This window comes from Niveispirillum sp. FG156, from assembly GCF_057809555.1.
The window spans coordinates 59,004-79,914 of the sequence record NZ_JBMDKE010000008.1; the positions used below are offsets into that span (position 1 = coordinate 59,004).

The following is a 20,911-nucleotide window of genomic DNA, read 5'->3' on the forward strand; positions in this document are numbered from 1 at the left end:
CGGAACTCTGAAAATTCGCCACAAGCAGATTACAATAATGGAGGAAACATGAGCACCAGACGTGACCTGTTCCGCATGGCACTGGCCGGTTCAACGGCCATGCCGGCTTCGGCGCTTGGGCTTTTTGCAGCCAAAGCCGATACGCTGGGTGAAAAGGTGGAGGCCACCAACTGGGCGCGGGGGATTGAGGGGCAACGTCGTGCCGACCTTGGCGACGGAACCTTTCTGAACCCGATCCTGGCCGGTGACCACCCCGATCCCAGCATCCTGAAGGATGGGGATGATTACTATATGACGCATTCGTCCTTCGAAGCGTCACCGGGCCTGCTGATCTGGCATTCACGTGATCTCGTGAATTGGACCCCGCTCTGCACGGCCTTGGAAAGGCCACCTGGAATGGTCTTTGCCGTCGATCTGATCAAACATAAGGACCGGTATTATATCTACATCCCCTTCCTGAAGGTTCCATGGGCCACAACCCTGCCGACGCCGATCAACATTTATGTCATTCATGCGCCCAGCATTACGGGGCCGTGGAGTGCGCCGATTGATCTTGGTCTGCGGGGCATGATCGATCCGGGCCATCTGGTCGGTGAGGATGGGCACCGCTACCTGTTCCTTTCGGGCATCAAGCGTGTTCGCCTGTCCGATGATGGTTTGTCCACCACCGGGCCGGTGGAAAAGGTCTATGACGGCTGGCGCTACCCCGATGACTGGATCACGGAAGCCTATGCGCTGGAGGGGCCGAAACTGCTGCGGCGGGGGGACTGGTTCTATCTGATCAGTGCTGTTGGCGGCACCGCCGGCCCGCCAACAGGCCATATGGTCATCGCTGCGCGCTCCCGGTCCGTCCATGGGCCCTGGGAAAACTGCCCACACAACCCGATTGTCAGAACCACGGACGCCAACGAACGCTGGATGTCGCGCGGGCATGCCACCCTGGTCTGTGGGCCAGGGGACCAATGGTTCATGGTCTATCACGGCTATGAAAACGGCTACCGCACCCTGGGGCGGCAGACGCTGATGGAACCCGTCGAATGGACGGAGGATGGGTGGTTCAAGGCCACGGGTGGCGACCTTGCGCATCCGTTGCGAAAGCCGCTGAATATCCCGTCCGCCCCTCATGGCGTGGCCCGTTCCGACGACTTCTCAAAGTCGTCCTTTGGCTCCCGGTGGAGTTTCTATGCCGGTGGTCCGAATGAAATTGAACGGGCCGCATGATTGCTCCCCCCTGACCCAGATGGCCGGCGACCACGCCTATGAGATTTCGGTCACCGTCGCATTGGACGGCAAGGGTGAGGCGGGCCTGCTGCTGTTCTTCAATGACCGTCTGTTCCTGGGCCTGGGGATCAATGGCGAACGCATGAAGACCTATAATGGCGGCAAGGAAAGCCATTGGCGCGAACCGGCACCGGCAGTCAACCGCCTGCATCTGCGGATCACCAATGACCGCCATATCGTCACTTACTATTACAGCCTGAACGGAACGGACTGGATACGGCATGGTGTCCGGGCAGAGACATCGGGCTATCACGCCAACACGATCGGCGATCTGGCAAGCCTGCGCCCAGCCCTGTTCGCGTCGGGGCAAGGGTCAGCCACTTTCAGTGATTTCCGTTACCGGGCACTCTAAAACCATGACGGGGCACCGGAATCTGTCCGGTGCCCCGTGAGCGTTACAACCGTCCGCTTTTCCCACTCAATCCGGCATGATCGCCACGGCGCGGGTCCAGCCGGCGGATGCCGCCCGCACCTTCACGGGGAAACAGGCCACCGTGAAGCCCGTGGCGGGCAGGCTTTCCAGATTTGTCAGCTTTTCCATGTGGCAGTAACCGACATCCTTGCCGACATAATGCCCTTCCCAGATCAGGGACGCGTCGCCGGTTTCCTTGAACTTGGCGGCGGTGAAGGGGAATGGGGCATCCCAGCTCCAGCCGTCGATACCGGTCACGCGCACGCCGCGTTCAACCAGATACAGTGTTGCTTCCCGGCCCATGCCGCAGCCCTTGGCCAGGAAGTCGGGGCTGCCATAAGCGGCACCGGCGGCGGTATTGACCAGCACGATATCCAGCGGTTGCAGCGTGTGGCCGATGCGGGCCAGTTCAGCCTCCACCTCCGCCGCCGTGACGACATGCCCGTCGGGCAAATGGCGGAAATCCAGCTTCACACCGGGCCGGAAGCACCAGTCCAGCGGCACCTCATCGATGGTGATGGCGCGTTTGCCGCCATCCATCGTGGAATGGTAATGCCAGGGCGCGTCCATATGGGTGCCGTTATGGGTGGTCAGTTCCACCCATTCCGCCGCCGGCCCCTCACCATCGGGCAGTTGTTCGGCCTTCAGGCCGGGGAACATCTGACAATATTCCGCTGCCCCTTCGGCATGGCTGGCGTAACGGATCTTGGGCCGCATGAAGGGCGGGTCGGCAGGCACGTCATTTTCCAGATGCACCGACAGATCGATGATGCGCGGCATGGCGCTTACTCCGGCTGGATGATGTCAACGCGCAGCCCGCAACCGGGCCGCATCTGGCAGGCAAGGCGAATGGCAGGGTCGGTGATGGCAAGCTGCCGGCGCAGATGCGCCTCATCCGGCCCCATGGGGCCGGGGTCGCCTTCCAGAACCCGCACCCGGCAAGTACCACAAATACAGCAACCGCCGCACAGAGCCGTGATCATCTCACGGTCCTGGGCGGCGATGGCCTGGAACAGGGAATGGCCGGGGGGAACCAGAACCGGTACTTCCTCGTCATTCCGGCGAAAGCCGAGACCCAGGGTCACAAGCACGACCGCCGGTTCTGCACCGGTGTCGACCGGCGGACAGGTGGGGCTTGAGGCCCCTGGGTCCCGGCTTTCGCCGGGATGACGGGAAGGGGTGGGCTGGCTCACGCCGTATGTCCGCCCAGCGTATCGGCGAACCAGTCGGCGATATAGTCGCGACCGAACGACATATTGTCGGCCCCGACATGTTCCACCCCGCCCTCACGGTCGGTGAATATTTTCAACTCACGCTTAGGCGAATTCACCAGCTGGTCATAGGTCTGGTGGGCGTAATCGACGGAGATCTGGCGGTCCTTGGCCCCGTGGGTGACCAGGAACGGCACCTTGATCTGGTCCAGCACGCCGTTCAGATGCATGCCTTCCGCCTTGGCGAAGAAATCATCCATATCGGTGGCACCGAACACCCAGCGCACATGGCCCCAGTAATGCGGAACGGGGTTTTCCCCTTCCCGCTTCAGGCGCTTCTGCTGCACTTCCCGCCAGTCATGATTGGCGCCCCAGACGGCACCGCTGGCAAAACGCGGCTCAAACGCCACCGCGCGCGGCGTGAAATAGCCGCCGAGCGAGATGCCGACCATGCCGATCCTATCGGCCAGCACATCGGGACGTGCGGCCAGATAATCAAACACTGGCGTGGCCCAGCGTTCGGTTTCATGCGTGGCGTACAGGTTGTTGGCGCGCAGCGCCTCTCCCGTGCCCGGCTGATCGATACAGAGTGTGGAGATGCCGCGCTTGGCTAGGGCGTGCGGCAGCCAGGACCAGAACAGCAGTTCCTTGCAGCTGTCCAGACCGTTCACATAGAGGACGCACGGGGCGGGACCGTCCACCCCTTCCGCCTTGGTAAACAGGGCGGGAATGAAACTGTCGCCGAAGGGGATTTCCACGCGGGTGCAGTTCTCCCGCGCCAGGGAAGTGCCGCGACGGAAGGCGTCCTGACCCTTGGCGAAGGTCTCTGCCCGGCCCGGATGGCCATGGCCCTGCATACGCTCCGCCGTGATGTAGTAGAGCGAGGCGCGTTGCAGCTTGGCCCCAGCGGAAAGGGCGCGGCCCCGTGCCTCATCCTCACTGGCTAGACCGACCAGCTTGTCCGCCATCGCCACCCATTGTGCCAGGAAGGCGCCGGTGCCGGCATCCTCCCCCCGCGCCGCAGCCTCCAGCAGGGGGCGGCACATATCCTCAATCTCACCCACCCGGCCACCGCTTTCGATGGCGATGTTTACGGACAGGTTCCAGATGTAATTGTTGGGGAAGTACTGGAAAAGCGCCATGGTTCAGACCCCCACAGCCTGGAACAGGCCGGCATCGGGTGCGGGATGCGGCATGGTCTGCGGCCCGCCGCTGCCGGCCCCCCACTGATCCATGGTCTCCGGCGTCGGCTTGTGTACGGTGGCGACCCAGGTGGCGTCATCCACCTTCTCCAGCTCCGCCGTATATTCAACGGCAAAGCCCGAAGGGGTGGTGAAATAGCTGAACGTGTTGTTGCCCGCCGTGTGCCGGCCCGGACCCCAGCGCAGCTCCACCTCCGCCTTTTTCAGCTTGCCCACGCCGCGCATCATCGCGTCCATATCGGCCATATCATAGGCAACATGGTTCAGACAGGGCGGGCCCGGCAGGAAGGCCACCCGGTGGTGCCATTCATTGCAGCGCAGGAAACACATAAAATCGCCCAGCCAGTCCGACACGCGGAAGCCCAGGACATTCACGAAGAAATCCACCGCCCCCTTATGATCGGGTGAATGCATGACAACGTGGCTGATCTTTTCCGGCAGGGCTTCCTTGGCCAGCACGGGCCGCGACGGCCCCCGCTCCACCCCGGCGGAGATCTCAAAGGTCAGCCCGTCCTTGCCGAAGAAGCGGAAACCATAGCCGCCGCCGAAGGAGGCAAGCTCCGTCGGTGCGAAGATCACCCGGCAACCAGCAGCCACCACCTTGTCATGCAGGGCGTCCACATCGGCATTGCTGTCGGCGGCGAAGGCGATGACATCGACCCGCTTCACATCCGCCGCACGCAGGCGGACGACATACAGTTCCGGCGCGCCTTCGGCGGCGAAATAGACCATGCCGTCCTTGGCCGCCACCTCGCGCAGGCCCCACTTGTCGCGGTAGAAGGCGCGTTCGGCCTCCAGATCCGTCACGCCATAGCCGACATAGCGGATATCCGTCACACGGGTCATTTCAGGGTCACTCCCATCAATCAAAGTGGTTGGGCCAGGGCGGCCATGGTCTGGTTCATCAGGCGGGGATGCTCGTCGCTATGGACGCCGCTCAACTCGATCTCGCCCAGCCGGACGGAATTGTTCACCACCATGGCGCAGCGATCATAACGGCGGGCCATGAAGGCGTTCAGCGCGGCGGAGAGGCTGTCGGTGGCGGACAGCACATCGCCCAGCACCACCGCATCCTCCATCGCCATGCCGGCACCAGAGGCCAGATGCGGGGTGGTGGCGTGGGCGGCATCCCCGATCAGCAGGCCGCGCCGCGTATGCCACGGGCCGGGCAGCAGCAGCGTCTCCAGCGGGCGGAAATTCACCACCGAGCGGTCGCTGATCTGATCACGGACAAAGCCGATGGACCCGCCAAACCCCGCCAGCCGCTCGCGCAGAAGACCGGGCAGGTCCGCCTCGGCATAGCGGGTGTTGGGGGCAATGGCCTCCAGCGCGAACAGATACATCTGATCGGGGGAACAGGGGTTCACACCCGCCTTGATCGGTGCGCCCAGGAACATCTCGACCCCCGTCACCCCCTCTGGCCGGGGGGCAGTGACGCGCCAGCAGGCCTGACCCGTGAAGCGCGGCTTTGGCGCATCGGGGAACAGCAGGCCGCGTGTGCGGGAATGGATACCGTCGGCCCCGATCACCAGATCATAACGCCCCGTGCGGCCATCGCTGAACGTCACGTCCGCGCCGTCCGCATCTTCGGCATAGTGATCGATGGTGATGCCCAGCCGGATATCAGCAGCGGCCTTGCGGGTGCGGCTGGACAGGATTTCATGCAGGATGGGCCGCATGATGCCGCCGCCCGACGGCAGGTCGGCAGCCAGCGGCGGGATCGCCACCTCCCCAATCGGGTGGCCGGTGGGCGTGAACAGGCGCGTGCTGGCCGCGCAATAGCCGTGCTGACGGAAATCATCCAGGATGTCCAGCCGCTGAAACGCGCGCAGCGTCGGGCCGGTGATGGAGATGCCCGCGCCATAAACACGCCAGGCCGGGTCCTGGTCGATCACATCAACCGACACACCCAGACGCGACAGCACCAAAGTGGCCGACATGCCGGCGATGCCGCCGCCAACGACAAGCGCATTACGGATCAAGGACACATGCTCCTCCCAGGCCCCTCGCCCAGGGGGCGGCAGCCGGACATGCCCGCCAGTTCGGCGGGTCTTTATGGTGGATTGGGGTGGGGGCCGCCGTCGCGGACCTCCATGACACCAACCATAAGCCCGCCGAACAAATCACTAAAGCCGTTTATACCGATACAATGCATCGGCTACGGCGATAGGTCCCGTTCAGCCCTTCACGACCTCCTGGTCGATCGCACCGAAGACGCTTTGTCCGTCGCGCAGCACCTCCATCCGCACCCGGTCACCGAAACGCAGGAAGCCGGTACGGGCCGTACCTTCATCCAGCATCTCGATCCCGCGCCGTTCAGCGATGCAGCTGGACCCGACCTGCCGGTAATTCTCGTTCGATACCGTGCCCGAGCCAATGATGGTGCCGGCGCACAGGTCGCGGGTGCGGGCGGCATGGGCGATCAGCTGCCCGAAGCAGAAACCCATGGCCCCGCCATTGGCCGCCCCGAAGCGCGCCCCGTTCCAGTCGACCAGCAGGTTCAGATGGATACGTCCATCGGCCCAGTTTTCCCCCAGCTCATCCGGCGTTACGGCAATGGGGGCCGCCGAACAGGCGGGTTTTGCCTGGACCCAGCCGAAGCCGGTCTCCATTTCCGCCCGACCCGGGATACGAAGCGACCAGTCATTGACCAGCATGACCAGACGGATATGGCTGCGTGCGGCATCAGCATTGGTTCCCATGGGGACATCACCGGTCACCACCGCAAATTCCCCCTCGAAATCGATGCCGTCGGCTTCGGTGGGAAAGGGCACAGGTGCGGCAGGGGCGATGAAGCGGTGGGACATGCCCTGATACATCAGGGGCTTGCCATGCTGCGGGTTGGTGATACCGAACACCTTCGCCATCAGTTCACCATGCGCATGGAAGGCCGATCCATCCAGCCATTGCCAGGCACGCGGCAGCGGTGCCAGGGCCTTTGCGGGGTCAAAGGCAAAGGCATCCGGGGCCGTTCCGGCCTCCAGCGCTGCCGACAGGGCCAGTAGCCTGGGTTCCGCCACCGCCCAATCGTCAAGGGCGGCCTGCAGGGTTTCCGCGATGCCCGTCGCGGCGACGGCGCGGCCCAGATCGCGGGAAACCACCACCAGCCGTCCGTCACGGCCACCAAGGTCAAGGCTTGCGAGCTTCATCTTCAATCCCATGGTGTTCAGCGTTGAACGGCGACATAGGCATGGGCTGTCCCATCCGTTAAGTCGGGATTGCCGATCCATCCTATCGGCGCCAGCGATAGATGGGCCGACAACGTTTTCGTATGATCAATATTGTTTCAAGACAGAATGTAAACCCCACACCCAATCCCTGATCAAGCCCATATAAAGTGGCACTATCTTTTCGGAAAAATTTTTCATATAAGAAAAGAACAACAGGGAGAGCTGGGATGTCCTTATCATCGCCGCCCGATCCGGGACCCAAGCGGGAAGCCGATGCCCGCGCCTGGTACGCCATCGTCATCTTCGCATTGGCCGCCGTTCTGTCATATACCGACCGCCTGATCCTGAACCTGCTGGTTGCTCCGATCCGGTCTGAAATGGCGATCACCGATACCCAGGTGAGTTTCCTTCAAGGCGCCGCTTTTGCCATCATCTATGCTTTTGCCGGCTTGCCCATGGGCCGGCATGCCGACCGGCACGGGCGTCGTAATCTGATCCTGGCCGGCATCGGCCTTTGGAGCCTGGCCACCGCGCTGTGCGGTCTGGCGCAGTCCTATGGGCAGCTGTTCGGCGCCCGCATCCTGGTGGGGATCGGGGAGGCGGCATTGGCACCTGCGGTGCTGTCCATGGTGCCCGACCTGTTCCCGCCGCATCGGCGCGGCACGGCGGTTGCCATCTTTATCGGAGGCATGGTGATGGGGGCCGGCATGGCCACGCTGGTCGGCGGTATCCTGATCGATGTGTTCAGCCTGGGTGCCCTGTCCGGTCTGGCACAGTCCGCCGGGGTCGCGCCCTGGCGTGCCGTGCTGCTGACCCTGGGGCTCGCCGGTGTCGTCCTGGCCCTGCTGGTCGCCACCATCCGTGAACCGGTACGGCAGGAAAGCCTGGGCGGTGATGTGAAGCCGGGGCTGGATACGCTGCGCCGCTATCTGGTTGATAATCGTTGGGCATTCGGTCTGCTGCTGGGCGGACTGACCCTAACCCAGATTGTCGATTACGGGGCCAATAGCTGGACACCGTCGCTGCTGATGCGGGTACATGACTTCACCCCGTCTGAGACGGGAACGGCGCTGGGCTCCATCCTGATCGGGGTGGCGGGGCTGGGCACCATTGTCGGCGGGCTGCTGGCCGATTTCCTGGAGGCACGCGGCCACTCCACCGCCAAGCCGATGGTTGCCGCCGCCGCCGTCAGCCTGGGCGTGCCCTGCCTGCTGTTCGGGGTCATGCCGGGGGTCGGCCTGACGCTGGTCCTGTTCACGGCCTATGCCTTCCTGCTGGCCATCGGCGCCGGGGTCGGCATCGCGGCCATCCTGGATCTGGTGCCGTCAGAACTGCGCGGCATGACGACGGCGGTGCAGGCCTTTGCCTATACGGCCTTCGGGTTGGGCCTGGGGCCGACGCTGGTGGCGGTGACCACCGACCATGTCTTTGCCGATCCGCTGGCGGTCGGCCTGTCGATCAGCGTGACCGGCATTCCGCTGCTGGCGCTGTCAGCGCTCGCCATGTGGCGGTCGCTGCCCCATTACCGCGACGTGCGCCAACGGTTGGCCCGCGCGGCAAATACTTGAACCAAAACAGAAACCAACGAACAGGGAACCAATCCATGACACTGCGCAAAAGCCTGATCATCCCGCTTCTGGCCGCAACCTGGCTGTCCGCCGTACCAGCGGTGATGGCCCAGGACCCGGCCCCCACCGTCGGCGCCGCGTCCGCAACTCAGATGACCGCCCCCATCGCCCATCCCCTGATCCGGGAAGATGTGGAACTGATGGTCGATGGCTTCCTGCCCTACGCCCTGAAACGCGGGGACATCGCGGGTGCCGTGGTGACCGTGGTCAAGGATGGGCAGATCCTGTTTGCCAAGGGCTACGGCGTCGCCGACCGGGAAACGAATGAGCCGGTGGACCCCGAAAAGCACCTGTTCCGGCCCGGTTCCATCTCCAAGCTGTTCACCTGGATCGCGGTGATGCAGCAGGTGGAGGCGGGGCGCATCGACCTGGATGCCGATATCAACCAGTATCTGGACTTCAAGATCCCCAATAGCTGGCCCGAACCCATCACCATGCGCCATGTCATGACGCATACGGCGGGCTTTGCCGAGACGGTGCGCGACCTGATCGTGCGCGGTCAGGATCACCCGCTGGAGCTGGAAAAACTGCTGTCGCGCTGGGTCCCGGAACGGTCCTATAAGCCGGGCACCGTGCCCGCCTACTCGAACTATGCCACGGCCCTGGCCGGTCTGATCGTGCAGCGGGTCAGCGGGGAGAGGTTCGAGGATTATATCGACAAGCATATCCTGGCGCCCGCCAACATGAAGCATTCCAGCATGGCGCAGCCGCTGCCCGCCCATCTGGCCCCGCTGATGTCCAAGGGCTATGTCTCCTCGCGCGAGCCGGCGCAGGCGTTCGAGGTGGTGAACCATGCCCCGGCGGGTTCGTTGTCGGCAAGCGGGGCCGATATGGGCCGGTTCATGATCGCCCTGCTGAACCAGGGGGAGGGGCCGGGTGGCCGCATCCTGACCCCGGAAAGCCTGGCACAGATGTGGAAGCCGCAATACCGCCCCCTGCCCGGCCAGGAACTGGCGATGGGCCTGGGCTTCTATGAGCAGAACCGCAACGGTTACCGCATCATGGGCCATGGCGGCGACACGACCCTGTTCCACAGCGATCTGGCCATGTGGCTGGACGAAGGGGTGGGCCTGTACATCTCCTTCAACAGCACCGGCGATGACATGTCGCGCGGGCCCATCCGCAACGAACTGCACCGTATGTTCGCCGACCGTTACTTCCCCGCCAAGGCCGCCCCGGCGCCTGCCAAGGCCGAGCCGGTGACACGCAAGGTGCCGGTGGGTGGCACCTTCTACATGTCGCGCAAGGCCGAGGGCACGCTGGTCAGCATGATCAACCTGTTCGGCCAGGGCGACCTGATCACCAATGAGGATGGGACCGCCACATTCACCCTGTTCCGGGATTATGCCGGCATTCCAAAGCGCTGGCGCGAGGTGGCGCCCGACCGCTGGCAGGAGGTGGGCACCGACAGCCTGATGCACACCAAGACCGATGAGAATGGCCGCGTTACCGGCATCACCACCGATGACTACCCCGCCATCTTCATCGCCCAGCCGGTGCCGACGGGCATCAACAAGGGCTGGAACCTGCCGGCCCTGGGCATCGCCATGGCCATCGCCCTGTTTGCCGTCATCTGGTGGCCCGTGGCCGCCCTGGTTCGCCGCCGCTATGGCCGGCCCCACCCGCTGACGGGCCAGCATCTGCTGGCTGACCGGCTGGTGCGGGGATCGGCGCTGATGATGGTGAGCTGCCTGACAGGCTTTGCGCTGGTCATGACGCTGGCCATCGATCCGCTGATGTTTGGGGAGATCGATCTGGTCCTGCGGTTGCTGCAACTGGCGGGGCTGCTGGGTGTGCTGGGCCTGCTGCCGGCGGGGTGGCGCGCCTGGAAACTGTGGACCGATCCGGCAGCCGGATGGTGGGCGCGTATCCGGGCCAGCCTGATGATCCTGGTCTTCGCCTATTTCCTTTATCTGGTCGAACGGTTCCACCTGATCAGTTTCGCGCTGGATTACTGAGCCGTTTCAATCGCTCCCGCCCCCGGATGGCCCATGCCGTCCGGGGTTTTTCTTTGCCTCTTGCGGAGATTTGAACCCATGTCTGTCGCCCCTGCCCTTTCCCCCGCCTTGCCTGCCGGGGATCTGATTTTCCTGTCGGGCCAGCTGGCCTTTGCTGCCGATGGCGCCATCGTGGCACCCGATGACGTGGCCCGGCAGACCGAACAGGTCCTGGCCAATCTGAACCGCGTACTAGCCAGCTTCGCGCTGGACCTGTCGGACGTGGTGAAGACCACGGTCTGGCTGACCGATACCGCCGATTTTCCGGCGTTCAACGCCGCCTATGCCGCCAGTTTCGGCAGTCATCGCCCAGCCCGGTCCACGGTGCGGGCCGACCTGATGCTGCCCGGCGCCAGGGTGGAGATCGAGGCGGTGGCCAAGCGGCGGTGACCGGGTCGCAAACCCCCTCATTCGGAGGTGATGGCGTGTCCACTCCGACCGAAAATCGGCTTCGTGCAACCAGATGGAACAGAAAATAAAGGTGTGTTTCGCCGTTCACGCCCCGACCGCGCCCCCAAATGGGGGCGTTGGATGGAGCGGGCACACGGGTGGCGTTGATGGCGTGGATCATAGCAAGGATTGGTCAGGAAGTCAGCAATCGCACCCCCGTCCCGCTACTCCAGCCCCTTAGAGCGGACTTCTTCTGACTGGAAACGCGTTTTCTTCGTCATCCCGGCGCAAGCCGGGACCCAGCGTGAGGCGCGGTCAGCGCCGAAATGACTCTTATCGCGGCAGACGCCGCTCTACGCTGGGTCCCGGCTTGTCGCCGGGATGACGATAAGGGGTGCTTCCAGTCACCGTACACCCGATTTAAAGAAAAACCCCGGACGGCGGGCCATCCGGGGTCAAGTCCCTCAACTGGAGCGAACTGCCGTCAGGTATCCAGACCCAACGGATCGGCTACGCGTGGCCAGAAATCCAGCGCGCGCGTGCGATAGGGGATGGTGGTGAATTCCGGGGCGATGGCGCCGGGCGTGGAGACATATTGGACCATAGAGGCCATGGGACCGAAGCCGGCATAGAAATGCTGGGTCGATTTCACCACGATCAGGTCCAGACCCGACAGGTCGATACCCAGGCCCGTGAAGGCATCGGACTGGAATACCTGGCTGCGCTGGCTGGCCAGCACGATATGCAGGCCGCCCGGCCCTTCCAGCCATACCGACAGGCCGAGTGCGGTCGGTTCCTTGTCGAGACCCGTCTGGACATGATTGTTCACGATATTGCGGACAGTGACGGGCAGATCGACGGGATCGCCCGAGGCCAGGCCGCATTTGCCGCCCAACCGCAGATCGAAATGCGAACCGATACCGGCATTCACGCAAATATTGATGGCGCCCAGATCCCAGAAACAGCCGATGGCGGCATTACCGATGCCCCGGTCCAGCAGGCGACGCAGGATGAAAGTGCTGTCGCCCGCCGCCCCACCACCGGGATTATCGGCAACATCGGCCAGTACCGCCGGACGACCCGGCACCTTGGTTGCGGCCAGCACCTTGTCCAGGGCGGTGTCGATACTGGTGACATTGGGGCGCAGGCTTTCCCGCTGCCGATAAAGCCGTTCACCGAAGGCGCGGGCGGTGGATGCGGCCTTTACCGCATCGCCATCGGCCACCACCCACATGCGCGTGCCGGTCCAGGGCGTGTCGCCCCAGGGGAAACCATGGGCGAGCGATACCGACAGGATACCGTCATGACCCTCCGCCGCCTTCATATCGGCGACGAAGCTTTTCATCGGCTCCACCGTCGTGGGGTAGAGCGTGATCATGCGGCAGTCGAAATCGCGCATCACAGGGCGGATTTCACGACGCGCCGTCGCCAGGCACAGGTCGAACAGTTCATCGGCGCGTTCGACACCGTCGGTATGCGGATATTCCTTCATGGCGATCAGGATATCGGCACTGTCCAGCATGGCAGGTGACAAGTGGCAATGCGGGTCCAGTTCGGCCCCGATCACCACGTCCGGCCCCACCTGTGCCCGGATGGCGGCCAGAAGGTCGCCCTCGCAATCATCCTGGCCCACGGCCATCATGGCGCCGTGCAGCAGCAGCAGGACCATATCGACGGGGCCGGCCTTGGCGATGCCGTCCAGCACCTCTGCCTTGAACCCGTCCCATACGGGGGCCAGGGTGCGGCCCGCAGGCTGGGCATAGGCACAAAGCCCCTCCACCACCTCGATACCCGCCGCTTCGGCCCGGCGGTGCCAGTGGCGCAGGAAGGCTCCACCCTCCGTATCCGGCCGGCGCGAGGCGTCGCCATGATAGATGCCATATTCCTGGAAACTGCCCAGGCCGGTCGGCATGGGCGCGAAGCTGTTGGTTTCGGTGGCCACGACGGCCATGAACAGGCGCATGGGTCAATCCCCCTGGCAGCGGTCGGGCGACAGGTCGGCGATGGTGACGCCGGCATCGGCAATATCAGGCGGCAGCACGCCATGGTCCAGCAGGCTGGCCCCCACACGCGCCAGGGCCGGTGCCATCTGGATACCGTACCCACCCTGGGCCGCAAACCAGAAGAAGGCAGGATGGAGGGCGGGCGAACCCACCACGGGGCTGCGGTCGGCCACAAAGCTGCGTAGGCCGGCCCAGCTGCGCGAGACGCGGCGCACCGGCAGGTCGGCGGCGTTCTGCACCCGGTCGATGCAGACGGCGATGTCCCATTCATCGGCCTGCGCGTCACAGGGCGGTGACGGCGTTTCATCGGCGGGAGAGGCCAGGATCATCCCGGCATCCGGCTTGAAATAGAAGGAGCCGCCCGCATCAATGACGGCGGGCCAGCGGTGAATGTCAAAGCCGGCGGGCGGGTCCAGCATCATGGCGGTCCGCCGCAGCGGCATCAGGCCCACGGTCGGCACGCCGGCCATGCGGGCCACATCATCCGCCCAGGCACCGGCGGCATTCACCAGCTTGCCGGCACGCACCGGCCCGCCGGGAAAGGTCAGGGTCCAGGCGGAACCATCCCAGGATGCCGCCTGCAACGGGGCGTCACTGCGCAGTTCCACCCCACCGGCCTTGGCCCGGCGCAGAAAACCCTGATGGATGGCATGGACATCCATATCCATGGCGTCGGGTTCCAGCAGCGCGTCGCGCAACGGGCCGGGCTGCAGGATGGGCACCATGTCGCGCGCTTGGCCCGGGGTCAGCGGCAGGGCGCGGGTGCCGGTACGGGCCGCGGATTCCCTCACCTCCCGCACGGCATCGCTATCCACCTGATCGCTGATATACAGCACGCCGCGCGGGGTCAGCAGCGGGTGTTCGGCAAAACCCGGCGGCGGATCGTTGAAAAAGGCGCGGCTGGCCGCCGTCAGGACACAGACGGTGCTGTTTCCATAAAGGACCGAATACAGCGCCGCCGACCGGCCCGTGGTGTGATAGCCGGGGAAACCCTCCCGTTCCGCCAGCAGCACGCGCCGGCCCGGAACCGCATCCGCCAGCATGGCGGCCAGCGAAGCGCCGCCAATACCGGCACCGATGATCGCGATGTCGAATTCCTGCATCTGGAACCTCCCTTGCCCGCCATGGTCGGCATTCTTGGCGGATATGTCAAATATTTTTCGTATAGTGAATGTCGCGGGTGGTGAGCACGGCGCCATAATGGCTGATTGCTTACCTGCATGATGTTGGAGGCACCCTCTGGAGCAGCCTTCTTTTGATTGGAAACATGTTTTCTTCGTCATCCCGGCGGAAGCCGGGACCCAGCGTAAGGCGCGGTTAGCGCCGATATGGCCCATGTCGCCGCGGACGCCGCTCTACACTGGGTCCCGGCTTCCGCCGGGATGACGATGGGGGTGCCTACAGTCACCGTAAACGCGATCCAAAGAGGGATTACCTCGCAAACGCCTGACATCATCATAAAATTTTCGCATAGGAATAATCCTTGTTGACCACTGTACGGAACCCTGTTTTAATTTTCTGGTAATCAATCAAACGTGCCTCCGCGACCGCCCCCCCCCTGTGGGCAGGGCCGGAACCGGTTCGTGCGTCCCAACGCAAAGGGGCCGGCCAACGGCCCCAGCCTCGGACAGGAAAGGCAATTTCAATGGTTTTCAGGTGTGAGACGCGGCGTCGGCAGGCGCACAAGGGACTTCTGGCCGGCATCACCCTGTCGGTGCTGCCAATGCTGCCAGCAGCGGCGCAGGCGACCAGCACGGAGCCGCTGCTGCTGGAAGAGATCATCGTGACGGCGCAGAAACGTCTGGAAAACCTCCAGACCGTGCCGGCCTCCGTTTCGGTGTTGAGCGGCGAGCGGATTGCACGGTCAAGCCCGACGGGCGTCGCTGACTACGCCGCCTATATGCCGGGCCTGGCCATCAGCAGCGGCGGCACGCCGGGACAGGTGTCGCTGGCGCTGCGCGGTGTCGCACCCGTGGGGCCGGGTGCGACGGTCGGCACCTATATCGACGATACGCCGCTGGGTTCCAGTGCCAATTATGCCCGCGCCGCCATCTATGCGCTGGATCTGTTCCCCTATGACATCCAGCAGGTAGAGGTGCTGCGCGGACCACAGGGCACGCTGTATGGCGCCAGCACCATGGGCGGCCTTCTGAAATATGTGACGCGCAAGCCCGACCTGAAGGAAACCCAGATACGGCTGGGCAGCGACATGTCGGGTACCAACGGGGCTGGTGGCGCCAATTGGGGCGTGCGTGGACAGGTCAACCTGCCGCTGATCGAGGACCAACTGGCGGTGCAGGCCAGTCTCTACAAGCAGAAGAACCAGGGCTATATCGGCAATGCCCGCAGCGGCGCCGATGACATCAACGACAACACCCAGAAGGGGGCGCGCGTTGCCCTTCTGTGGCGTCCGGTGGAACCGGTGACGGTCCGCCTGCAGGCCCTGTTCCAGAAGGTCGACAGCCGCAACAATGCCGTCGTCGCCTATGATGCGGCGACCGACCGGCCCATCGCAGGCCGGCTGGACAGCCAGTATTACATGGACCAGCCTTTCGCCAAGGATCTGGATCTCTATACCGCCACCATCGACTGGGATCTGGACTTTGCCAGCCTGACCTCGGCCTCCTCCTACTCCACGGCCAAGGTGGATACGGCCCAGGATGCCAGCGCCATCTATGGCGTCGCTTTCCCGGCCCTGACGGGTGGGGCGGTTCCGGCGGGCCTGTCGCGGTTCGACCTGTTGCTGGATCACGAGAAATTCACGCAGGAGGTGCGGCTGGCATCGCCCAGCGGTGGCGGGTTCGAATGGATGCTGGGCGGGTTCTATACCTGGGAGGACAGCACCAACCTTCAGACGGCCAGCGCCCAGACCATGGGCGGCAGTTCCATTGCGGGACTGGATCCGCTGGCCATCGCCAGCCTGCCCACGACCTATGAGGAGGTGGCGGTGTTCGGCAATGCCACCGTCGCCCTGACCGACCGGTTCGACATCACCGCCGGCCTGCGCTGGGCCCATAATAACCAGGATTTCGCACAGATTTCCGATGGTGCCCTGCTGGGTGGGGCGCAGCGGGTGCCAGGCAAATCGTCGGAAAATGTGCTGACCTTCATGGCCAGCCCGCGCCTGCGCCTGGATGAGGATGTGACGCTTTATGGCCGGGTCGCCAGTTCCTACCGCCCCGGCGGGCCGAACGTTGCTCTGCCGAATGTGCCGCCCAGCGTGGATGCCGATACGTTGGTGAGTTACGAGGCGGGCGTGAAATCCACGCTGCTGGACGGGCGGCTGCAGGCCAATGCGTCGATCTTCTATATCGACTGGAAGGATATCCAGATCGCCGGTTCCAATGGCGGGGTTTCCTTCCTGCAAAATGGCGGCAAGGCGCAGAGCAAGGGGCTGGAATTTGAAACCGTGTTCGTGCCGGCGGAAGGCTGGCGTCTGGGGGCCAATGGCGCCTATACGGACGCCAGTTTCAAAGGCGACATCGCGGAGGTGGGCGCGCAGGATGGGGACCGTCTGCCGCTGATCCCCCGATATTCCTTCGCCCTGACCGCTGATTATGAATGGAGCCTGTCCGGCGAATGGACGGCCAATGCCGGCGGTGGTTATCGCTGGACAGGGGCTGTGCATAGCGATCCCGAAAGCTCCCCCGAATTCGTGCGGACCAAGGCCTATGGCGTGCTGGATATCAATGCGGGGGTGCAGAATGATGTTGTGGCCGTCCGCTTCTATATCCGCAACGCCGCCAATTCCCATGCGACGACCACCGCCGACCTGATCACAAGCGCGCTGGGCAGCCCGGTGCAGATCGACCGGACGGTCGTGCAGCCGCGCACCATCGGGCTGAGTGTCGATTTCACCTACTGATTGATGGGTTTGTAACGCTCCCGCTTCAACTGCTGTGACTTGCCACAGGGAAAGGGGTTTCATTCACCCCCGCCCCTGTGGCATTTTTTATTTTCCGAAGCGCTAACCAAACCCGCAGGAACGGAAAATGCGGCGTGAACCGGGGGTTGTGAGCAGATGACGCGGAGAGCACCGATTGGCAAGGCCCTGCGCCGGCTGCGTCTTCAGAACGACTGGACCCTGGCCGATGTGGCGGAACGGACGGGTCTGGCCGTTTCCACCCTGTCAAAGGTCGAGAATGACCGCATGTCCCTGACCTTCGACAAGATCGTCAGCCTGTGCGAGGGGTTGGGCGTTGATATCGGCACTCTGTTCACGGGCGATCCGGCCCCGGCAAGCGAACCGGCGGCCCCCTCCGCCGCGCCCGTGGCCATGATGACACGGCGCAGCATTGACCGGGGCGGCGGGGAGGATGCGGAGGTTCCCACCAAGAATTACCGCCACCGCTATCTCAACACCGACATCACGCACAAGAAGATGATCCCCATCCTGGTGGAACATCGCGCCCGTACCATGGAGGAATTCGGTTCCCTGGTCCGCCATCCGGGGGAGGAATTCATCTATGTGATGGAGGGTGCCATCGAAGTTCACACCGAATTCTATGCGCCCACCATCGTGAAGGCCGGGGAAAGCATCTATCTGGACAGCACCATGGGCCATGCCTATCTGGCCGCATCCGACGGCCCGTGCCGCACCCTGTCCGTCTGTTCCAGCCCGGAACCGGCGCTGGCCAAGGCCCTGCTGGTGAATGAACCCACCGTCAGCCTGAAGAAGCCGGAAAAGGTGTGAAGGACCAGGGCAGGAGAAGCATCGTGACCGGCATTACCATTTATCACAACCCCGCCTGCGGCACCTCCCGCAACACCCTTGCCATGATCTGCAACAGCGGGGCCGAGCCGGAGGTGATCGAGTATCTGAAGACACCGCCGGCGCGTAAGACGCTGGTGGACCTGATCGCGCGGATGGGTACGCCGGTGCGGGCCGTCCTGCGGGAAAAGGGCACACCCTATGCAGAACTGGGGCTGGATGATCCGTCGCTGCCGGATGATGCCCTGCTGGATGCCATGATGGCGCATCCCATCCTGATCAACCGGCCTATTGTGGTGACGCCGCTGGGCGTGCGCCTCTGCCGGCCATCGGAACTGGTGCTGGACATCCTGCCCGATGCGCAGAAGGCCGCGTTCAGTAAGGAGGATGGGGAGGCGGTGGTGGATGCAGCCGGCCACCGCCTCCCCCGCTGAGCTTCACGCCGAAGGACTGCGGCTGCCATGCGTTCAGGTTCCGGTCACTGCGGATCGGCAAGGATGGTCAGCGGCGTCACCTGCACGCTGCCGTTGGCCAGGCCGGGCAGCCCGGCGAACCATTCCTGGACATGAGGGGCCGCGACATGGGCATCGAAATCGGCCTTGCTGGCGAAGATTTCGTAGAAGGTGAACTGGCCGGGTGCGGTCGGGTCTTCATGAAGGAAATAGACCAGATTGTTGGGTTCGGCCCGGACCTGCGGGATCAGGCGGCGGGACGCCTCGCGCAGGGCCGCCTCCTTGCCGGGCTTGGCCTGAATGCGGGCCACCACGGCATAGGCGCCGTCGGGTAGACCGGCATAGCGGATCAGGGGCTGTTCGGCGGCCATCACCGGTGTGCCACCGGTCAGAAGGCTGGCCGTCAGGATGGTGCCGGCCAGGGCGCTGCGGATACTGGAATTGAACATGATAGGTCTCCATCCGGCAGCCGGACGGGGCCGGCGCCGTTATTCAGGGTGGGTACAGCAGGGTTGGATCAGGGCAGGCATTCAGCCGGCCACCAGCCGGCGGCGGGCGGCAAGGGCGTCGTCGAAGGTCTTCTTCACGGGGCCAAGCGCCTGGACGAATTCAAGCTGTTCCCCCTCAGGCCCCTTGGCATAGATGAGACGCCAGCCGTTGGACTTGCCCTCGGTGATCGGGTTGGAGTTGGCGTCCAGCGAGGTAGTGCTGCGCTCGGCCTCCGACGTGACGGTGACGACGCGGTTGGCGCGCACCTGATTCATGCCGCGCCGGGCCGCCTCGGCCTCCAGATCGCGGATGAAAAGGTTGAAATCGACATCGTCGCGGATATGGAAACAGATGTGCATCATGCGCGGGAAGGCCGGGCTCATATGATCAAGCGGTTCGGCAAAGCTGTTGCCGCCACCCATGGGCTGTTCGGCGTCGCGATATTGCAGCAGCTCGATCACGACATTGTCGAACTGGATGAAGCGCACATCCAGCCGCTGTGCCCCGCCCTTCAGGTCCGGCACGCCCATGGTGCGGGGATTGACCCTGCGGTCGCGCGCCTCGATCTCCTGATCGGTCAGCAGGGTGTTGTGGATGCGCTCCCCCTGGAAGTCACCGTCGCGCATCACCTCCGTACCACCCAGGACCTGGGTATAGAATTCATAGGCGCGGTCCATGTTCTGGACCGTCAGGCCGAAATGCTGCACGCCTTGCAGACGGGCACCCAAGGGGCCGCTGTTGCGGGCGGCGGCGCTGATGGTGCTGCCTGCGGCCTGCACCGGGGCCGGTGTGGCACCGGCGGCGGCCAGACCCGCCATCATAGCGGCACCGGCACTGCGGATCACATCGCGGCGACCCATGCCTGCCACGTCCTGCACAGATTGATCAGCCATTTTCATCTCCATGGTGAAAAGGATGGAACAAGGGGGATGGTTCAGCCCGCGATGGGCAGCGGGGCGGCCGGATTGACCAGACCGGCGGCGCGCAGATCGCGCCAGAAATCGGCGGGGATGATTTCCGCCAGGGCCGCACTGTCTTCGGCGATGCGGTCCGGACGGCTGGCGCCCGGAATGACGGCGGCGACGGCGGGATTGGCCAGCGCGAACTGAAGCCCTGCGGCCTTCATGCTGATGCCGTGGCGGTCGGCCAGGGCCTTGATGCGCGCCACCTTGTCCAGGATGGCGGGCGTGGCCGGGGCATATTCGAAGTTAGGGCCGCCGACCAGGGCGCCGGAGCTGTAGGGGCCACCGACAATGATCCCCAGACCGCTTTCGGCCACCGTCGGCATCACCCGCTGCAAGGCCTTGTCATGGTCGAGCAGCGTATAGCGACCGGCCAGCAGGAAGCCGTCGGGACGGTTGCCCTCCAGGCCCAGCAGCAGTTCGATCGGTTCCACCCGGTTGACACCCAGGCCCCAGGCCTTGATCACCCCCTCATCCCGCAGCCGGTCCAGGGTCTTGAACGCACCCTTGCGGGCCGTCTCAAAGACATCCAGCCATTCATCGCCATAGAAATCCTGGGCCACGTCATGCACCCAGACAATGTCGATCCGGTCGGTCTTCAACCGCTTCAGGCTATCCTCGATGGAGCGCAGGGTAGCGTCGGCGGAATAATCATTGACGATACGGTTGGGCAGGCCGTGCTTGAACACCTCCCCCTTTTCGCCCAGGTCGCGGGCGGAGACATCCTCCACCTCGTCCAGGATCAGGCGGCCAACCTTGGTGGCGATGACATATTCGTCGCGCGGCTTACCGGCCAGGGCCTGACCCATGCGGATTTCCGCCAGGCCGGCGCCGTAGAAGGGGGCATTGTCGAAGAAGCGGATACCGTCATTCCAGGCCGCCTCCACAGTGGCCAGCGCCTCCTCCTCCGGAATGGCGCGGAACATGTTGCCCAGCGGGGCGGCACCAAAGCCAAGGCGGCTGGTCAGGATATTCTTGAGGCTCATGATCAATTCCTTTCAGG

Annotated in this window: 19 protein-coding genes; 8 read left to right on the forward strand and 11 right to left on the reverse strand. The window is 64.0% G+C overall.

Annotated elements, in window-relative coordinates; genetic code table 11:
- Window positions 1-48: 48 nt before the first annotated feature.
- Window positions 49-1,221, forward strand: a complete 1,173-nt coding sequence (locus tag ACODSP_RS06730; RefSeq protein WP_488964852.1) for a family 43 glycosylhydrolase — start codon at window positions 49-51, stop codon at window positions 1,219-1,221.
- On the forward strand, window positions 1,199-1,633 hold the full coding sequence (locus ACODSP_RS06735; RefSeq protein WP_488964853.1) for a beta-xylosidase family glycoside hydrolase: 435 nt from the start codon (window positions 1,199-1,201) through the stop codon (window positions 1,631-1,633). The genes ACODSP_RS06730 and ACODSP_RS06735 overlap by 23 nt, the downstream gene beginning before the upstream one ends.
- A gap of 66 nt (window positions 1,634-1,699) precedes the next feature.
- Here ACODSP_RS06735 and ACODSP_RS06740 read toward each other — a convergent pair whose 3' ends face one another.
- The 6 genes from ACODSP_RS06740 to ACODSP_RS06765 all read right to left on the reverse strand — a co-directional run bounded on the left by ACODSP_RS06740 (window position 1,700) and on the right by ACODSP_RS06765 (window position 7,255).
- Window positions 1,700-2,473, reverse strand: coding sequence for a cyclase family protein (locus ACODSP_RS06740; RefSeq protein WP_488964854.1), 774 nt, complete (start codon window positions 2,471-2,473; stop codon window positions 1,700-1,702).
- 5 nt (window positions 2,474-2,478) lie between these two features.
- Window positions 2,479-2,886, reverse strand: coding sequence for a 2Fe-2S iron-sulfur cluster-binding protein (locus tag ACODSP_RS06745; RefSeq protein WP_488964855.1), 408 nt, complete (start codon window positions 2,884-2,886; stop codon window positions 2,479-2,481).
- Window positions 2,883-4,046 carry an alpha/beta hydrolase family protein gene (locus tag ACODSP_RS06750; RefSeq protein WP_488964856.1) on the reverse strand — a complete coding sequence of 388 codons (1,164 nt, stop codon included), beginning with the start codon at window positions 4,044-4,046 and terminating at the stop codon, window positions 2,883-2,885. Before ACODSP_RS06750 ends, ACODSP_RS06745 begins: the two co-directional genes overlap by 4 nt.
- Before the next feature lie 3 nt (window positions 4,047-4,049).
- Window positions 4,050-4,952 carry a VOC family protein gene (locus tag ACODSP_RS06755; protein ID WP_488964857.1) on the reverse strand — a complete coding sequence of 301 codons (903 nt, stop codon included), beginning with the start codon at window positions 4,950-4,952 and terminating at the stop codon, window positions 4,050-4,052.
- A 20-nt stretch (window positions 4,953-4,972) separates the two neighbouring features.
- Window positions 4,973-6,088, reverse strand: coding sequence for an FAD-dependent oxidoreductase (locus tag ACODSP_RS06760; RefSeq protein ID WP_488964858.1), 1,116 nt, complete (start codon window positions 6,086-6,088; stop codon window positions 4,973-4,975).
- Window positions 6,089-6,283: 195 nt separating this feature from the next.
- Window positions 6,284-7,255, reverse strand: a complete 972-nt coding sequence (locus tag ACODSP_RS06765; RefSeq protein WP_488964859.1) for a fumarylacetoacetate hydrolase family protein — start codon at window positions 7,253-7,255, stop codon at window positions 6,284-6,286.
- Window positions 7,256-7,503: 248 nt separating this feature from the next.
- Between ACODSP_RS06765 and ACODSP_RS06770 the strand changes: the two genes are divergently transcribed.
- The 3 genes from ACODSP_RS06770 to ACODSP_RS06780 all read left to right on the forward strand — a co-directional run bounded on the left by ACODSP_RS06770 (window position 7,504) and on the right by ACODSP_RS06780 (window position 11,291).
- Window positions 7,504-8,844: an MFS transporter gene (locus tag ACODSP_RS06770; RefSeq protein WP_054166481.1), complete on the forward strand. Its 1,341-nt coding sequence runs from the start codon at window positions 7,504-7,506 to the stop codon at window positions 8,842-8,844.
- A gap of 35 nt (window positions 8,845-8,879) precedes the next feature.
- Complete coding sequence (locus ACODSP_RS06775) at window positions 8,880-10,862, forward strand: serine hydrolase domain-containing protein (RefSeq protein WP_488964860.1); 1,983 nt, start codon at window positions 8,880-8,882, stop codon at window positions 10,860-10,862.
- 78 nt (window positions 10,863-10,940) lie between these two features.
- Complete coding sequence (locus ACODSP_RS06780) at window positions 10,941-11,291, forward strand: RidA family protein (RefSeq protein WP_488964861.1); 351 nt, start codon at window positions 10,941-10,943, stop codon at window positions 11,289-11,291.
- A 484-nt stretch (window positions 11,292-11,775) separates the two neighbouring features.
- Here the strand turns inward: ACODSP_RS06780 and ACODSP_RS06785 are convergent, their stop codons facing one another.
- Both ACODSP_RS06785 and ACODSP_RS06790 read right to left on the reverse strand, forming a co-directional pair.
- Entirely contained in the window at window positions 11,776-13,254 is a 1,479-nt protein-coding gene (locus tag ACODSP_RS06785) for a M81 family metallopeptidase (protein ID WP_488964862.1), read from the reverse strand.
- A 3-nt stretch (window positions 13,255-13,257) separates the two neighbouring features.
- Window positions 13,258-14,397, reverse strand: a complete 1,140-nt coding sequence (locus ACODSP_RS06790) for an NAD(P)/FAD-dependent oxidoreductase (protein WP_488964863.1) — start codon at window positions 14,395-14,397, stop codon at window positions 13,258-13,260.
- 542 nt (window positions 14,398-14,939) lie between these two features.
- Here ACODSP_RS06790 and ACODSP_RS06795 point away from each other — a divergent pair.
- From ACODSP_RS06795 to arsC, 3 genes are all read left to right on the forward strand, one after another.
- A complete protein-coding gene (locus ACODSP_RS06795; protein ID WP_488964864.1) occupies window positions 14,940-17,159 on the forward strand; it encodes a TonB-dependent receptor in 2,220 nt (739 codons plus the stop codon).
- A gap of 156 nt (window positions 17,160-17,315) precedes the next feature.
- Complete coding sequence (locus ACODSP_RS06800) at window positions 17,316-17,987, forward strand: helix-turn-helix domain-containing protein (protein WP_488964865.1); 672 nt, start codon at window positions 17,316-17,318, stop codon at window positions 17,985-17,987.
- 23 nt (window positions 17,988-18,010) lie between these two features.
- A complete protein-coding gene (gene arsC, locus ACODSP_RS06805) occupies window positions 18,011-18,439 on the forward strand; it encodes an arsenate reductase (glutaredoxin) (protein ID WP_488964866.1) in 429 nt (142 codons plus the stop codon).
- Window positions 18,440-18,483: 44 nt separating this feature from the next.
- Here the strand turns inward: arsC and ACODSP_RS06810 are convergent, their stop codons facing one another.
- The 3 genes from ACODSP_RS06810 to ACODSP_RS06820 form a co-directional block, all read right to left on the reverse strand.
- Complete coding sequence (locus ACODSP_RS06810) at window positions 18,484-18,906, reverse strand: putative quinol monooxygenase (RefSeq protein ID WP_488964867.1); 423 nt, start codon at window positions 18,904-18,906, stop codon at window positions 18,484-18,486.
- Between the two features lie 81 nt (window positions 18,907-18,987).
- Window positions 18,988-19,839 (reverse strand): VOC family protein, encoded by an 852-nt coding sequence (locus tag ACODSP_RS06815; RefSeq protein WP_488964868.1) that lies wholly within the window; start codon window positions 19,837-19,839, stop codon window positions 18,988-18,990.
- Between the two features lie 41 nt (window positions 19,840-19,880).
- Window positions 19,881-20,894, reverse strand: a complete 1,014-nt coding sequence (locus tag ACODSP_RS06820; RefSeq protein WP_488964869.1) for an aldo/keto reductase — start codon at window positions 20,892-20,894, stop codon at window positions 19,881-19,883.
- Between the last annotated feature and the right edge of the window lie 17 nt (window positions 20,895-20,911).

Excerpts from the sequence above, each read along its gene's own strand:
- ACODSP_RS06730 (WP_488964852.1), top strand. The coding sequence starts at position 49 with ATGAGCACCAGACGTGACCTGTTCCGCATGGCACTGGCCGGTTCAACG.
- ACODSP_RS06735 (WP_488964853.1), top strand. The coding sequence starts at position 1,199 with ATGAAATTGAACGGGCCGCATGATTGCTCCCCCCTGACCCAGATGGCC.
- ACODSP_RS06740 (WP_488964854.1), bottom strand. The coding sequence starts at position 2,473 with ATGCCGCGCATCATCGATCTGTCGGTGCATCTGGAAAATGACGTGCCT.
- ACODSP_RS06750 (WP_488964856.1), bottom strand. The coding sequence starts at position 4,046 with ATGGCGCTTTTCCAGTACTTCCCCAACAATTACATCTGGAACCTGTCC.
- ACODSP_RS06755 (WP_488964857.1), bottom strand. The coding sequence starts at position 4,952 with ATGACCCGTGTGACGGATATCCGCTATGTCGGCTATGGCGTGACGGAT.
- ACODSP_RS06765 (WP_488964859.1), bottom strand. The coding sequence starts at position 7,255 with ATGAAGCTCGCAAGCCTTGACCTTGGTGGCCGTGACGGACGGCTGGTG.
- ACODSP_RS06770 (WP_054166481.1), top strand. The coding sequence starts at position 7,504 with ATGTCCTTATCATCGCCGCCCGATCCGGGACCCAAGCGGGAAGCCGAT.
- ACODSP_RS06775 (WP_488964860.1), top strand. The coding sequence starts at position 8,880 with ATGACACTGCGCAAAAGCCTGATCATCCCGCTTCTGGCCGCAACCTGG.
- ACODSP_RS06780 (WP_488964861.1), top strand. The coding sequence starts at position 10,941 with ATGTCTGTCGCCCCTGCCCTTTCCCCCGCCTTGCCTGCCGGGGATCTG.
- ACODSP_RS06785 (WP_488964862.1), bottom strand. The coding sequence starts at position 13,254 with ATGCGCCTGTTCATGGCCGTCGTGGCCACCGAAACCAACAGCTTCGCG.
- ACODSP_RS06790 (WP_488964863.1), bottom strand. The coding sequence starts at position 14,397 with ATGCAGGAATTCGACATCGCGATCATCGGTGCCGGTATTGGCGGCGCT.
- ACODSP_RS06795 (WP_488964864.1), top strand. The coding sequence starts at position 14,940 with ATGGTTTTCAGGTGTGAGACGCGGCGTCGGCAGGCGCACAAGGGACTT.
- ACODSP_RS06800 (WP_488964865.1), top strand. The coding sequence starts at position 17,316 with ATGACGCGGAGAGCACCGATTGGCAAGGCCCTGCGCCGGCTGCGTCTT.
- ACODSP_RS06810 (WP_488964867.1), bottom strand. The coding sequence starts at position 18,906 with ATGTTCAATTCCAGTATCCGCAGCGCCCTGGCCGGCACCATCCTGACG.
- ACODSP_RS06815 (WP_488964868.1), bottom strand. The coding sequence starts at position 19,839 with ATGGCTGATCAATCTGTGCAGGACGTGGCAGGCATGGGTCGCCGCGAT.
- ACODSP_RS06820 (WP_488964869.1), bottom strand. The coding sequence starts at position 20,894 with ATGAGCCTCAAGAATATCCTGACCAGCCGCCTTGGCTTTGGTGCCGCC.